The sequence below is a fragment of the Caulobacter soli genome (genome assembly GCF_011045195.1).
In the GTDB taxonomy this organism is placed as follows: domain Bacteria; phylum Pseudomonadota; class Alphaproteobacteria; order Caulobacterales; family Caulobacteraceae; genus Caulobacter; species Caulobacter soli.
Map to the genome: position 1 here is coordinate 3,112,137 of NZ_CP049199.1, position 13,836 is coordinate 3,125,972.

The following is a 13,836-nucleotide window of genomic DNA, read 5'->3' on the forward strand; positions in this document are numbered from 1 at the left end:
TGCTCCCTTATTTCACGAAGCAGGATTTGCCGGCGGCGGTCAGGGCGTCGCAGAAGGCCTTGGCGTCGGCGCGGCTGGCGAAGCCGGTGACGGCGGTGCGGTAGAGCGTCGTGCCGTTCTTGTCGATCGCCTCGACCTTCTTGCCCTTGCCGGCCGCCATGCCCGGCGCGATGCGGGCGGCGTCGGACCAGGCCTTGTCGGCCAGGGCGGTCGACGATAGGGCCCCGATCTGCACCATGGCCGGGCCACCGCTGGCAGCGGCCGGCGCCGGGGCAACGGCGGGCTTGGCCGCGACCACGGTCGGCTTGGCGGCGGGCGGCGCGGTCCGCGGCGAGACGGCGGCGGTGGCCAGGCCTTCAATCGTCGGCGGCTTGCCCGCGGGTTTGGCGGCGGGCGCGGCCGAGACCGGCGCGCTGGGGCCGGCCGGAGCGGGCTTGGCCGGCTGCAGGGTCGCGGTCTGGACTGGCGCGCTGGGCGGCGGCGGCGTCGGACGCGCCATCGGCGCTTCGGGCTGGGCGGCGAAGGTCGGCGAGGCCTCGGGGGTCTCGTTCTTGTAAATCTGCAGGCCGGCGGCCGGATCGGTCGGCTGGGCGGCGTCGGCCGGCGGCGGGGTCTTCATCTGGGCGACGGGCTCGCCCACCGTGCGCGGCGGCTCGTTGGGGCCGCGCACGCCGCCGCGATAGATCAGCAGAACGGCGACCACCAGGGTGGCCAGGACCACCGCGCTGATGATCAGGGTCATGGGCAGGGGCCGCGAGCCGCGAACAGGCTGACGCGCGTCGAACGAGAGCGGCGCATCGGTGGGCGGCGTATAGGCGCCGCGGTGGGGATCGGACATTCGCGTCGAGGCTCCAGACTTCCATGCGCGCGGATCGCCGACAGCGAATCGGACGCGCGCCGACATAGTTTATCGGAGCCCGAGCCTACCCAGAACCGTCGTCAGAGAGCGCCTTTATTGCTTTAGCGCGTCAGACGCTTTTGTCGGCGTCCAACTCAGCTATCGCGCGGTCTAGTTCCACACGTCCAGCTGGAACAACTTCCGGTGTTCTTCGATGGCGAAACGGTCGGTCATGCCCGCGATGTAGTCGCAGACCACGCGGGCGCGGCCGGCTTCGTCGCGGTTCTGCGACCGGGCGAACCATTCCGACGGCAGGACGTCGGGCTCGGCCAAGAAGAGATTGAACATCTCGGCCAGAATACGGCGGGCCTGGCTGCGCGTGCGATTGACCTTCCAGTGGCGGTACATGCGGGTGTGCAGGAACTGGCGCAGACGGGCCAGGTCCTCGGCCATGTCCGGCGAGAAGGCGACCAGGGCGTGATCCAGATTGCGCACGTCCTCGGCCGACTGCACGCCGGTGGCGGCGGCGCGTTGCAGGGTCTCGCCCATCACGTCGTCGACCATGGCGCCGATCATCCGCCGCACGGCCTCAAGCCGGGTCAGGCGCGCGTCGATGTCCGGGCGTTCGCTGCGCACGGCGGCCAGGATCGGGCCGATCAGCGGCACGTCCAGCAGCTCGTCCAGGGTGATCAGCCCCGCCTCGACCCCGTCGTCGATGTCGTGGTTGTTGTAGGCGATGTCGTCGGCCAGGGCCGCGACCTGCGCTTCCGCCGACGCCCAGGTGTTCAGGCCCAGCTTGTATTCGCTGTCGTACTTGGAGATCGCCTTCCAGGACGGCTTGCCCAGCTTCTCGGTCACCGGGCCGTTGTGCTTGATGATCCCTTCCAGGGTCTCCCAGGTCAGGTTCAGGCCGTTGAAGTCCGGATAGCGGCGCTCCAGCTCGGTGACGACACGGAAGGTCTGGACGTTGTGGTCGAAGCCGCCGAAAGCCTTCATGCACGACTGCAGCTCGTCCTCGCCGGCGTGGCCGAACGGCGGGTGGCCGATGTCGTGGCCCAGGGCGATGGTCTCGGCCAGGTCGCTGTCCAGCCCCAGCGCGGTCGCCAGCGATCGCGCCACTTGCGCCACTTCCAGCGAATGGGTCAGGCGGGTGCGGAAGTTGTCGCCTTCGTGGGCGACGAACACCTGGGTCTTTTCCTTCAGCCGGCGAAAGGCCGAGGTGTGGATGATACGGTCGCGATCACGGGCGAATGGGGTGCGCGTACGGCTCTCGTCTTCCTGGAAGCGGCGGCCTCGCGACTTGGCCGGGTCCTCGGCGTAGGGGGCGCGCTGAACGAAGAAGGGAGACGACGACATGGAAGGCCTTTGCTGATCGCCCCTTTCCCTGGGACGCGCACGCCCTCATATAGGCGAAGTATGGATTTTCCACAGCCATGACCGACACAGCCGTAACGCTTTCTTCCAACGCCGCCCGCCGGCTCCACAGCATCTCGGCGGCCGAAGGCCACCCGGTGATGCTGCGCGTCGCCGTGGACGGCGGCGGCTGCTCGGGCTTCCAGTACCGGTTCGACCTGGTCGAGGCCGCCGAGGCCGACGACCTGCGGGTCGAGCGCGACGGGGCCGCGGCCCTGGTCGACGTGATCTCCCTGGCCCTGCTGAAGGGCTCGGAGATCGATTTCGTCGACGAACTGGCCGGCGCCGAGTTCCGGGTGCGCAACCCCAACGCCAAGTCCAGCTGCGGCTGCGGCGTCAGCTTCTCGATCTAGCGTCCTGGCTTAGGCCGGGACGAATTGCAGGACGGCCAGAGTCGCCGCGGCCCAGGCCAGGGGCGCGGCCATCGACGCCCAGGCGATCGGCTCGCGGCCACGCCGCCATTGGATCCAGGCCACCAGCGGCGCCAGCAGGCAAACCACCCAGAACCCGGCGCACAGCACGAAGCCCAGCCAGGCGATCGGATTGAACAGCGATCCGGGCGCGTCGAAGACCAGGGGCGTGAAGATCGCCGCGATCGCGCCCGCCACGGCCATGACGCCACAGGTCATCGTCGCCAGCACCAGCAGCAAAAGCCGGTTGCGACGTGAAATCTGGAACCCCGACTTGAGCGCGCCGCCCATGAGCCCTAGCCTCCCGCCGCCGACTGGAGCCGTCAATGCGCATCGCCACCTGGAACGTCAACTCCGTCAACGCCCGCTTGGAAAGAGTCCTGGAGTGGTTCGAATCGGCGGCGCCCGACGTGGCCGTGCTCCAGGAGATCAAATGCGTCGACGAGAAGTTCCCGACCGAGGCCTTCGAGCGCCTGGGCTACAACGTCGCCGTCCATGGCCAGAAGACCTACAACGGCGTGGCCATGCTCTCGAAGTTCCCGATGGAGGATGTGCGCAAGGGCCTGCCCTTCCTGCACGATGACGAGGTCGACGAGCAGGCGCGCTACATCGAGGCGGTGATCGCCGCCCCCACGCCGTTCCGGATGGTCGGCATCTATCTGCCCAACGGCAATCCGGTCGACACCGAGAAGTTCGACTACAAGCTGGCCTGGATGCGTCGCCTGCACGCCCACGCCCAGGGCCTGCTGGCCTTGGAAGAACCGCTGGCGATCGCCGGCGACTACAACGTCATTCCCGAGGTCGAGGACGTGGCCAATCCCGAGGCGTGGGTGAATGACGCCCTGTTCCGCCTGGAAAGCCGGGGCGCGTTCCGGGCGCTCAAGAACCTGGGCCTCACCGACGCCTACATGCAGGTCGACGGCGCCCCGGGCGGCTACACCTTCTGGGACTACCAGGCCGGCGCCTGGCCCCGGAACCTGGGCATCCGCATCGACCACCTTCTGCTGTCGCCCCAGGCGGCCGACAAGCTGGCCGGCGTGGTGATCCATCGCGACGAGCGCGACAAGGAAAAGCCGTCCGACCACGTGCCCGTCGTGGCCGAACTCAACCTCTGACATTTCGTGACAAAACCCCGTCTGTTCGAAATCACTGACTCCCGCTAGCCTGATCCCATGAGCGAACTCTGGCGTCTTTTGCTGCTCGTGACCCTGTCGGCGTCCGCGGTGACCTTCGTGGGCAGCGCCGCGATATGGTTCATGGACGAGGAGCGCCGGATCCGCCGGTCGCTGCGCCACGTCCTGAAGGGCGCGCCGGAAACCGTGATCGTCGCCAAGGGGCGCGGCCGGGGCGCGGGCTTCAACTTCACGACCAACCAGGCCGCCGTGGCCTGGGACAGCGGCGCCTGGTGCCTGATCTACCGCATCGACGAGCTGATGGGGGCCGAGCTGTCGGTCGACGGCCAGGTGATCGGCCGGGTGTTCCGGGGCGAGCAGCGCCGGGCCATCGACCAGATCGTCCAACAGGCCGCCCAGGTGACCCTGAAGCTGATCTTCGACGACCCTCGCCATCCCGACTTCGAGCTGGACCTGTGGCTGGAGGGCGACCAGCAGCGCCGCGAGACCCGCTCGCCGGCTGACGCCATCCAGGAAGCCAATCGCTGGCTGCTGCGCGCCGACGCCATCGTGCGCCGCCCGCTGGCGCCGAAGTCCAAGCCCGCCCCGGCGTCCGAACCGGCCATCCAGACCCGCACGCCCGTCGTCGAGCCGGAAGCCGCCCCCGCCGCGCCCAAGCCCTACACGCCGGCCCTCGAAGCCGTCAGCGCCGCGCCCCAGGCCCGACCGACCGCCACCGCCCCGCTGTTCGACGAGATCGACACCACCGCCGATCCAGCGGAGGCCCCTTGGGACGACGACCTGGACGACGATCCGCCGCCGATCCCGGAAAAGACCTTCAAGCCGATCTCCAAGGCCTCGCGCCCGCCCAAGGGCGACCAGAACGAACTGCCCTTCGACCTGGACGACTGATCCCGGCCAGCGTCGTTGGCCAAAGCCCTCTGTACGTCGCCTTTGGAATAATGGTACCGCTCCCAAAGAAGCAGCGCCAAGCGATACGAGCGCGACATCACGCCGGGAAGGACCGTCCGCCATGCAGACCCTCGACGCCAGAACGGCCGCCACCGGCCTGCGCGCGGCGCTCCTGTCCTCGGCCCTGGGCCTTCTGCTGGCCGCTCCGGCGATCGCGCGGGACAAGGCTCCGGTCCGTCACATCGCCATCGACGCCCAGGCGCCCACGACGCCGCGCGACCGCTTCTACGACCTGTCGGTCGGCTCGGACTATCCCGGCACCCTGCTGCGCGAGGACAGCCTGGCCCAGCTGAAGACCGCCCACGACGAGCTGGGTTTCCGCTATGTGCGCTTCCACGCCATCTTCCACGACGTGCTGGGGACCTATCGCGTCGTCGACGGCCAGCCGGCCTATGACTGGACCAAGATCGACCAGCTCTACGACCGCCTGCTGAAGATGGGGATCAAGCCCTTCGTCGAGCTGGGCTTCACGCCCCAGGCGATGAAGACCTCGGACAACCAGATCTTCTGGTGGAAGGGCAACACCTCCCATCCCGATCCGAAACAGTGGGCGGGCCTGGTCGACGCCTTCGTCCACCACATCCAGACGCGCTACGGCCAGGCCGAGGTGCGGTCCTGGTATTTCGAGGTCTGGAACGAGCCCAATCTCGACGGCTTCTGGGAAAAGGCCGACCAGAAGGCCTATTTCGAGCTCTATGACCTGACCGCGCGCACCATCAAGGCGATCGATCCGGCGCTGAAGGTCGGCGGCCCCTCGACCGCCGGCGCGGCCTGGACGCCGGAGTTCCTCAGCCATGTCCAGGCCTCGGGCGCGCCGGTCGACTTCGTCACCACCCACACCTACGGCGTCGACGGCGGCTTCCTGGACGAGAACGGCAAGAGCGACACCAAGCTGTCGCCCTCGCCCGACGCCATCACGGGCGACGTGCGCCGGGTGCGCCAGGAAATCCAGGCCTCGTTCAAGCCGGGCCTGCCGCTCTATTTCACCGAATGGAGCACCAGCTACACGCCGCGCGACCCGGTGCACGACGCCTATGTCAGCGCGCCCTACATTCTGTCCAAGCTCAAGGCCAGCGAGGGTCAGCTGCAGGGCATGAGCTACTGGACCTACAGCGATCTGTTCGAAGAACCCGGCCCGCCGACCGCGCCGTTCGAGGGCGGGTTCGGCCTGATGAACCCGCAAGGGATCCGCAAGCCGGCCTGGTTCGCCTACAAGTACCTGAACCAGCTGGGCGACAAGGCCGTGAAGGTCGCCGACGCCCAGACCTGGGTCACCACCGACAAGGGCGGCGTCCAGGCCCTGGTCTGGGACTTCCGCCAGCCGGTCCAGGCGGTCAGCAACCGGCCCTACTACACCAAGGTGCGGCCCACCTCGGACGTCGAGCCGGTGAGCCTGGACCTGAAGGGTCTCAAGCCCGGCCGCTATGACGTCCAGGTCTTCCGCACCGGCTTCAGGGCCAACGACGCCTACACCGCCTATCTGGAACTGGGCTCGCCCAAGACGCTAAGCGACCAGCAGGTGCGCGACCTGCAGGCCCTGACCGTGGACAAGCCTGAGACGCGGAGCCTGACGATCGGCAAGTCGCGCGCGGCGAGCGTGGCGGTGCCGATGCGGGCCAACGACGTGGTGCTGGTGAAGGTGGCGCCGAGGTAGGCGCCACCGTATCGACGTCAGTACGTCGAGATCACCGCCTCGACATCGTCAATGCGCGAAATCCCGTGGTCAACGGCCACGAAGGCGATGAGCGTGATCGGCCGGCCTGTGCGGGCGGCTGCAGCGATCTTGTGATGGCCGTCCAGCAGATAGTGCGCCATGCACCAGTGCGCCGCGCCCTCCTCTGCGGGTTCCTTGATGTCCAGGACGCTGATCGAGACGGCTGTCGACTCTGCTCCCGCCTCAAGAGCTTTGGCGTAGAACTCGACACGTTCGGCCTTCAGCCAAGCCTCGGGAAACATGGGCACGATGAAATCGAAGGCTTTGCCGCCCTCGTCCCCGACCTCGACTATCGATCGCTGGTCTGGCCGATAGTAGGGAACTTTGGGATGGTGAGGCAGTCCCCAGAAGCTGTCGACGCCACCTTGATTCTCGACCTGCTCGACGGCGAAGTAGTCATCGCCGCCGCCGAGCGACACCAACCTCGGTCTTAAGCGCAGAAGCGCGACACGATAGTCCCCGACCGGCACGAGCAGGCTCAAGGCGTCGACTAGGTCGTTAGGCAGCGACGAAACGCCAGCCGCCAGCTTGTTCGACAGGTCTGCGACATCCACGGTCGCGTTGGCGCCTTCCAGGCGTTCGAACAGGAAGGCGCAGGTCCCGCAGATATTGCCAAGGTGATAGGCTTTCTTCCCGTCGACGGTGAGAAATCGATCCCACTCCCGCCAGGCGCCGCCGCCGGTCCTCTCGAAAGCTACGGGCGAGGCGGACGTCTCGACCGTCCGCGTGGCCTGGTCTAGCAGATTGGAGCTCAAGCTCGACGCCACCGTCAGCCGCCAGCCGCCTGCTCCACCGCCAGACCCAGATCCAGCGCCCGCGCCGCCTCTTCGCCGGTCACCACCGGACGCGGCGCTTCGCCACGCACGGCCTTCAGGAAGCCCGCCACGCTCTGACCCAGGGGGTCCTTACCGGCCGGCGTGTCGTTGAAGTTCTCGATCAGCGGGAACGGCGTGGTGTTGCGGAAGGTGCGGGCCAGGAAGTCGATCTCGACCTCGCCGGAGGGGTAGACGACCTTCATGGTCCGCTCGCGGGCCTCGGCCACGCGCGAGCTGTCGAACACGGCGGTGAAGCCGTTGTCGAAGGTGGCCTCGGCCTTGACCCAGTCCAGGGACGTGGAGCGGGTGATCGCCCCCTCGCCTTCCACCGTCACGGGCTCGCCGTCGCACAGCGCCAAGGCCAGGTCGATGTCGTGGATCATCAGGTCCAGCACCACCGAGACGTCGAGATTGCGGTCCGAGGGCGTGCCCCGGCGCACGGCTTCCAGGCGCAGCGGCTGCTCGGGAATGTCCAGCAGGCCCATGGCCTGGAACACGACCCGCTCCTGGTGACCGCAGGCCAGCGGCGCGCCGGCCTTGGCGGCGGCGGCGACCAGGGCGTCGGCGTCCTGCGGCGTCACCGCCAGGGGCTTTTCCGAATAGACCGGCTTGCCCGCCTTGAGCGCCGCCAGGCCGGCCTTGGCGTGGTGCACGGCGGGGGTGGCGACGGTGACCACGTCGACGGCGGCCAGGAAGGCGGCCATGTCGTCGAAGGCTTGCGCCCCAAGCGGTTCGGCCAGGATCTGGGCTCGCGCCAGGTCGATGTCGAACACTGCGACCAGGGTCACGCCGTCCAGCTCGACATACTTCTTGGCGTGGTAGCCGCCGAACACGCCGGCGCCGATGACGCCCGCCTTGAGAACATCTTGGGTCATGCCGCTGTCTATCGTGTTCGCTTTCGCGCGGGAAGGACTGGAGGCGCGGCCGAGACCGGTCTAAACGTTCGTTTAAACAACGCACCTCGATCGCGAGGTCTGGGAGGAACGACCATGGTCACGTCGCGCGAAATCCGACTGAAGAGCCGCCCGGTGGGCGTTCCCGTGCACGACAACTTCGAACTGGCCAGCGTCGAGGTCGGCGCGCCGGGCGACGGCGAAATCCAGGTCAGGAACCTGTGGATGTCGGTCGATCCCTACATGCGCGGCCGGATGACCGAGCGGAAGAGCTATGTGCCGCCGTTCGAGCTGGGCAAGGCCCTGCAGGGCGGCGCGATCGGCGAGGTCACCGCGTCGAACGATCCGGACTACAAGCCCGGCGACATCGTCAGCACGATGTTCGGCTGGCGCGAGGTGTTCAACGTCTCGCCCAAGGCCCTGGCGGCCGGCGGCATGGGCGCGGTGACCAAGATCGACACCCACGGCCTGCCGCCCCAGACCTTCCTGGGCGTGGCCGGCATGCCGGGCCTGACCGCCTATGTCGGTCTGCTGCGCGTGGCGGCGCTGAAGGACGGCGACGTCGTCTTCGTCTCGGCCGCGGCTGGCGCGGTGGGCCAGGTGGTCTGCCAGATCGCCAAACTGAAGGGCCACACGGTGATCGGCTCGGCCGGCGGCCCGGACAAGATCGCCTTCCTCAAGAGCATCGGCGTCGATCACGTGATCGACTACAAGGCCACGCCCGACGTGGTCGCCGAGCTGGAAAAGGCCGCGCCCAAGGGGATCGACGTCTATTTCGAGAACGTCGGCGGCGTGCACCTGGAAGCGGCCCTCAACTCGGCCCGCCCGTTTGGCCGTTTCGCCCTGTGCGGGATGATCTCGCAGTACAACGAGACCGGAAAGCCGACCGGCCCGGCCAACATCATCCAGGCGGTGGGCAAGAGCCTGAAGCTGGAGGGCTTCATCGTCTCCAACCACTATGACCTCGCGCCGCAGTTCCTCAAGGACATGGTCGGCTGGATCGGCGCGGGCCAGATCAAGTGGAACGAGACGGTCGAGAACGGCGTCGACCGCGCGCCGGACGCCTTCATCAAGCTCTTCAAGGGTGAGAACCTGGGCAAGATGCTGGTGAAGCTGGCGTAGGTGTCAAAAGGGGGCGTGGGATCACACCCACTTGCCCCCACCTGACGGCTTCGCCGTCTGTCCGCCCCCATAGAGGGCGGAACGCTCTTCCCCCTTTGGGGGAAGACGACCGCGAAGCGGTCCGTAGGGGGCAAGTGATCGCCGCCCAACCGCCACTGAGTCGCCCTTCCCGCCTCTTGCGCCGCGTCAAAACGCCCCCCATCTGCGCTCCTCGCCGCTGGCAACCAACTGCCGGCGTCGCCGCTATCCCAAGCGAGAAGCCACTTTGCGCGGCGCCCCTGTGTTAAAGCGGCGCAGCCGCGCGGCAGCCTCTTCCAATGCTGCCGCGTTTCCATATCTAATCCATGTAAGGCGGGTGGTTCGGCCCGCCGGGAGAGAGCGGTCAATGGCCGAGCGAAAGCAAGGCGGACAAAACAACGGCGCGGGCTCTTCGGTCATCACGGAAGTGAAGCCGAAGACGCAAAAGCCTTCGCTGTATCGCGTACTGATCTTGAATGACGACTATACTCCGATGGAGTTCGTCGTTTACGTACTTGAACGTTTTTTCAACAAGTCGCGCGAAGATGCGACCCGGATCATGCTGCACGTTCATCAGCATGGCGTCGGCGTTTGCGGCGTTTTCACCTACGAAGTTGCCGAGACCAAGGTCGCGCAAGTGATCGACTCGGCGCGCAGGCATCAGCACCCACTGCAGTGCACCATGGAAAAGGACTGAGGAGCCTCCCCTTGCCCTCTTTTTCGCGACCACTTGAAGAATCCCTGCATCGCGCCGTCGCTTACGCCAATCAGCGCAAGCACGAATACGCCACGCTTGAACACCTGCTGCTGTCGCTCACCGATGACGACGACGCGGCCGGCGTCATGCGGGCCTGCGATGTCGACCTCAACGCTCTGAAGAAGAGCCTCGTGAACTATCTCGACGTCGAACTGGCCTCGCTGGTCGTCGACGACGAGGACGACGCCAAGCCGACCGCCGGCTTCCAGCGCGTGATCCAACGCGCCGTGATTCACGTCCAGTCCTCGGGTCGAGAAGAAGTGACCGGCGCCAACGTGCTGGTCGCCATCTTCTCCGAGCGCGAGAGCCACGCCGCCTACTTCCTGCAAGAGCAGGACATGACCCGCTACGACGCGGTGAACTTCATCGCCCACGGCATCGCCAAGAAGGCCGGCGCCTCCGAGCCCAAGCAAGCCAAGGGCGCGGCGGTCGAGGAAGACGTCGAGAAGCCCAACGCCAAGACCGGCGGCGAGGCCCTCGAAGCCTATTGCGTCGACCTCAACGAGAAGGCCCGCCAGGGCAAGGTCGACCCGCTGATCGGTCGCGCGAACGAAGTCGAACGCGCGATCCAGATCCTGTGCCGTCGGACCAAGAACAACCCGCTGCTCGTGGGTGAACCCGGCGTCGGCAAGACCGCCATCGCCGAGGGCCTGGCCCGCAAGATCATCACCCACCAGGTCCCCGAAGTCCTGGCGGAAGCCACCATCTACTCGCTCGACATGGGCGCGCTGCTGGCCGGCACCCGCTATCGCGGCGACTTCGAGGAACGCGTCAAGCAGGTGGTCAAGGAACTGGAGAACCACCCCAACGCGGTGCTGTTCATCGACGAGATCCACACGGTGATCGGCGCTGGCGCCACCTCGGGCGGGGCCATGGACGCCTCCAACCTGCTGAAGCCGGCCCTCGCCTCGGGCTCGCTGCGTTGCATGGGCTCGACCACCTACAAGGAGTTCCGTCAGCACTTCGAGAAGGATCGGGCCCTGGTCCGTCGCTTCCAGAAGATCGACGTCAACGAGCCGACGGTGGAAGACACCATCAAGATCCTCAAGGGGCTGAAGAGCTACTACGAGGACTTCCACAAGCTGAAGTACACCAACGACGCCCTCAAGGTGGCCGTTGAGCTGTCGGCCAAGTACATCACCGACCGCAAGCTGCCCGACAAGGCGATCGACGTGATCGACGAAGCGGGCGCGGGCCAGATGCTGCTGCCGGAAGGCCGCCGCAAGAAGGTCCTGGGCGTCAAGGAGATCGAGGCCGTCGTGGCCAAGATCGCCCGCATCCCGCCCAAGTCGGTTTCGAAGTCCGACACCGAGTCCCTGCGCGAACTGGAAGCGGACCTGAAGCGCGCCGTGTTCGGTCAGGACGAGGCGCTGATGCAGCTGTCCTCGGCCATGAAGCTGGCCCGGGCCGGTCTGCGCGACCCGGACAAGCCGATCGGCAGCTATCTGTTCAGCGGCCCGACCGGCGTCGGCAAGACCGAAGCGGCCAAGCAGCTCGCCCAGACGCTCGGGATCGAGATGATCCGGTTCGACATGTCGGAATACATGGAGCGCCACACCGTCAGCCGCCTGATCGGGGCTCCCCCCGGCTATGTCGGCTACGATCAGGGCGGTCAGCTGACCGACGCCGTCGACCAGCACCCGCACGCCGTGGTGCTGCTGGACGAGATCGAGAAGGCGCACGCCGACGTCTACAACATCCTGCTCCAAGTCATGGACCATGGTGTGCTGACCGACAGCAACGGCAAGAAGGTCGACTTCAGGAACGTGATCCTGATCATGACCACCAACGCCGGCGCTTCGGACGCCCAGCGCCAGTCGATCGGCTTCGGCCGCGACAAGGTGGTCGGTGAGGAAGAGGCCGCCCTCAAGCGCCTGTTCACGCCGGAATTCCGCAACCGCCTCGACGCGGTGGTGGCCTTCAAGCCGCTGACGCCGGAAATCATCCGCCAGGTCGTTCAGAAGTTCGTCTTGCAGATGGAAGTCCAGCTGGCCGACCGGAACGTGACGATCTCGCTCAGCGACGACGCGGCCGACTGGCTGGCCAAGAACGGCTTCGACGAGCTCTACGGCGCGCGCCCCCTGGCGCGGGTCATCCAGGAGCACATCAAGAAGCCGCTGGCCGACGACATCCTGTTCGGACGCCTCGTCCGCGGCGGGCATGTTCGGGTCGTGCTCAAGGACAGCAAGATCGACTTCGAGATCGAGAGCAATCCGGAAAAGCCCGGCAAGGCTCCCAAGTCCGAGGACGAAGCCGAACCGGCTCTGGCCGAATAGGCCGGACGGAACGAGACAGCGAGAGGCCCGGAGCGATCCGGGCCTCTTTGCTTTTCGAGGCCCAAAGAACCCAAGGTTGCCCTCAATCCAAACACTACCTAGATTGAGACTTCACCGGGGGGTCTCATGCGTCATTCGCCTTATCTGTTGGCCATCGCGGCCGCGAGCTTGCTCTGCGCCACCGCCTGCGACGCTTCTCCGCCCAAGCCGGCGAAGCCCGCCACCAGGCCGATCGCTTCCGATCCCCAGGTCGAGGCCCTGCGCGAGACGCTGGGCCGGTCGGTGCTCGACACCCCTGGTCTCGTCCTGCCGGACGATCACGACGCGCTCGATGCGGCGCTGGCGCGGGGCGATTGGGGCTATCTGAGCCAGGCCGTCCGCAACCCCGGCAGCGCTGAAAACATGATGCGGCTGGCCAACTGGGAACGCTATCAGACCTATCGCGGCGGCGGATACAACGTCGCCTACATGTACGTCAGCACCCTGACCATGGCCGCCAATTCCTACGACAAGGCCGCCGCCAGGGATCCGAGCTTCGCCCCGATGGCCAATGGAATGCGCCGCGGCGCCCTGGCCCAGTTGCTCTACACCTACGCGGTGCTGAGCGTGGACGGCGTGCGCTGCGCCGACCCGACGGCCCCGCAAGCCCATCGCGACCAGATCTCGAGCTTCACACAGGAATTGAACCGGTCGACCGACGCCTTGTCGATCCCGGAGCGCCTGGGCGCGATCGAGGCCGCCATACGCCAGGAGCGCCAGCTGGCGCCGGTGCGCGATCTCGATCCGGCGCTCTGCCGGGGCGGCGTGGCCGAATTGACCGAGGCGCTCGCGGCCCAGCCGGGCCGAACGACGACCACTGGTCCCCAGCCGGGATATCCCGGCACGAATGTGATGGTCCCGATCGATCCCAATCGCCCGCCCGCCTATAGCGACAGCGCTCAATGGCCGGCCCGCCAGCAAGCGGTGCGCGACGGCCTGCTCGATCAGTTGGCGGGCGTTATCGGCATGAGCCGCAAGAAGTAGGGCCTGTCGCTAGCGGCGGTATCGCCCGCCCAATCCGCCGAGAAGCTTCAGCGCCCCGTCTTCGTCCAGTTGGTCGGGCGCAAAGGCTGTGAGGCCCGCGTCGGCCAGGAGACCCTGATCGACGGCCGACACCTGATGCTGGGCCATGTTCCAGTCCCGGAACATCCGCCGTTCGACCGGAGCCCGGCCGATCACGACCAGGTCGGTATGGCGATCGTCATGGCGAATGCGTTCGAAGGTCGCGTCGATTTCGCCAACCGGCCCCTCCAGCAATTGCAGGAACCGGTCGGCGCCAAAGGCCAGGAAGCCGGTGATATTCGCCAAGCGATTGTTGTGGATCGACTTGGCGGTGATGATCCGCACCTGCTCGGACAATCCCGGCCCGCCGGGCTGCGTGGACCGGCTGGCGTAGATCAGGCGCGCCAGCCCCTTGGGCGCGTCATCGAACTCGAACATGAACGCTCCGGCTCCAA

Annotated in this window: 14 protein-coding genes; 8 read left to right on the forward strand and 6 right to left on the reverse strand. The window is 66.9% G+C overall.

The genetic code is table 11. From position 1 onward, the window contains the following. Nucleotides 1-7: 7 nt before the first annotated feature. Together ftsN and G3M62_RS14420 are read right to left on the reverse strand one after the other, a co-directional pair. A complete protein-coding gene (gene ftsN, locus G3M62_RS14415; RefSeq protein WP_165188113.1) occupies nt 8-838 on the reverse strand; it encodes a cell division protein FtsN in 831 nt (276 codons plus the stop codon). Nucleotides 839-1,009: 171 nt separating this feature from the next. Further along, a complete protein-coding gene (locus G3M62_RS14420; RefSeq protein WP_165188115.1) occupies nt 1,010-2,194 on the reverse strand; it encodes a deoxyguanosinetriphosphate triphosphohydrolase in 1,185 nt (394 codons plus the stop codon). Nucleotides 2,195-2,271: 77 nt separating this feature from the next. Between G3M62_RS14420 and erpA the strand changes: the two genes are divergently transcribed. Next, nucleotides 2,272-2,604, forward strand: a complete 333-nt coding sequence (gene erpA, locus G3M62_RS14425) for an iron-sulfur cluster insertion protein ErpA (protein ID WP_165188118.1) — start codon at nt 2,272-2,274, stop codon at nt 2,602-2,604. A gap of 9 nt (nt 2,605-2,613) precedes the next feature. On the opposite strand, the gene G3M62_RS14430 is transcribed toward erpA, so the two are convergent. Continuing rightward, nucleotides 2,614-2,952 carry a hypothetical protein gene (locus G3M62_RS14430; protein WP_246263279.1) on the reverse strand — a complete coding sequence of 113 codons (339 nt, stop codon included), beginning with the start codon at nt 2,950-2,952 and terminating at the stop codon, nt 2,614-2,616. Nucleotides 2,953-2,987: 35 nt separating this feature from the next. Between G3M62_RS14430 and xth the strand changes: the two genes are divergently transcribed. The 3 genes from xth to G3M62_RS14445 all read left to right on the forward strand — a co-directional run bounded on the left by xth (nt 2,988) and on the right by G3M62_RS14445 (nt 6,399). Further along, the gene (gene xth, locus G3M62_RS14435; RefSeq protein ID WP_165188122.1) at nt 2,988-3,776 is read left to right on the forward strand and encodes an exodeoxyribonuclease III; all 789 of its coding nucleotides are present in this window, start codon (nt 2,988-2,990) and stop codon (nt 3,774-3,776) included. Between the two features lie 57 nt (nt 3,777-3,833). Continuing rightward, nucleotides 3,834-4,685 carry an SRPBCC family protein gene (locus G3M62_RS14440; protein WP_165188124.1) on the forward strand — a complete coding sequence of 284 codons (852 nt, stop codon included), beginning with the start codon at nt 3,834-3,836 and terminating at the stop codon, nt 4,683-4,685. A 121-nt stretch (nt 4,686-4,806) separates the two neighbouring features. Then, nucleotides 4,807-6,399, forward strand: a complete 1,593-nt coding sequence (locus G3M62_RS14445; protein WP_165188126.1) for a GH39 family glycosyl hydrolase — start codon at nt 4,807-4,809, stop codon at nt 6,397-6,399. A 17-nt stretch (nt 6,400-6,416) separates the two neighbouring features. Here G3M62_RS14445 and G3M62_RS14450 read toward each other — a convergent pair whose 3' ends face one another. Continuing rightward, nucleotides 6,417-7,214, reverse strand: a complete 798-nt coding sequence (locus G3M62_RS14450; protein WP_165188128.1) for a hypothetical protein — start codon at nt 7,212-7,214, stop codon at nt 6,417-6,419. Nucleotides 7,215-7,228: 14 nt separating this feature from the next. Further along, a complete protein-coding gene (locus tag G3M62_RS14455) occupies nt 7,229-8,149 on the reverse strand; it encodes a Gfo/Idh/MocA family protein (protein WP_165188130.1) in 921 nt (306 codons plus the stop codon). Nucleotides 8,150-8,263: 114 nt separating this feature from the next. On the opposite strand from G3M62_RS14455, the gene G3M62_RS14460 reads away from it, so the two are divergent. The 4 genes from G3M62_RS14460 to G3M62_RS14475 all read left to right on the forward strand — a co-directional run bounded on the left by G3M62_RS14460 (nt 8,264) and on the right by G3M62_RS14475 (nt 13,363). Continuing rightward, nucleotides 8,264-9,289 carry an NADP-dependent oxidoreductase gene (locus G3M62_RS14460; protein ID WP_165188132.1) on the forward strand — a complete coding sequence of 342 codons (1,026 nt, stop codon included), beginning with the start codon at nt 8,264-8,266 and terminating at the stop codon, nt 9,287-9,289. Nucleotides 9,290-9,674: 385 nt separating this feature from the next. Next, nucleotides 9,675-10,004, forward strand: coding sequence for an ATP-dependent Clp protease adapter ClpS (clpS, locus tag G3M62_RS14465; RefSeq protein WP_007672483.1), 330 nt, complete (start codon nt 9,675-9,677; stop codon nt 10,002-10,004). An 11-nt stretch (nt 10,005-10,015) separates the two neighbouring features. Continuing rightward, a complete protein-coding gene (gene clpA / locus G3M62_RS14470) occupies nt 10,016-12,340 on the forward strand; it encodes an ATP-dependent Clp protease ATP-binding subunit ClpA (protein ID WP_165188134.1) in 2,325 nt (774 codons plus the stop codon). Nucleotides 12,341-12,466: 126 nt separating this feature from the next. Then, on the forward strand, nt 12,467-13,363 hold the full coding sequence (locus tag G3M62_RS14475; RefSeq protein WP_165188136.1) for a hypothetical protein: 897 nt from the start codon (nt 12,467-12,469) through the stop codon (nt 13,361-13,363). Between the two features lie 9 nt (nt 13,364-13,372). Here G3M62_RS14475 and G3M62_RS14480 read toward each other — a convergent pair whose 3' ends face one another. Then, the gene (locus G3M62_RS14480; protein ID WP_165188138.1) at nt 13,373-13,819 is read right to left on the reverse strand and encodes a BLUF domain-containing protein; all 447 of its coding nucleotides are present in this window, start codon (nt 13,817-13,819) and stop codon (nt 13,373-13,375) included. Nucleotides 13,820-13,836 lie beyond the last annotated feature (17 nt).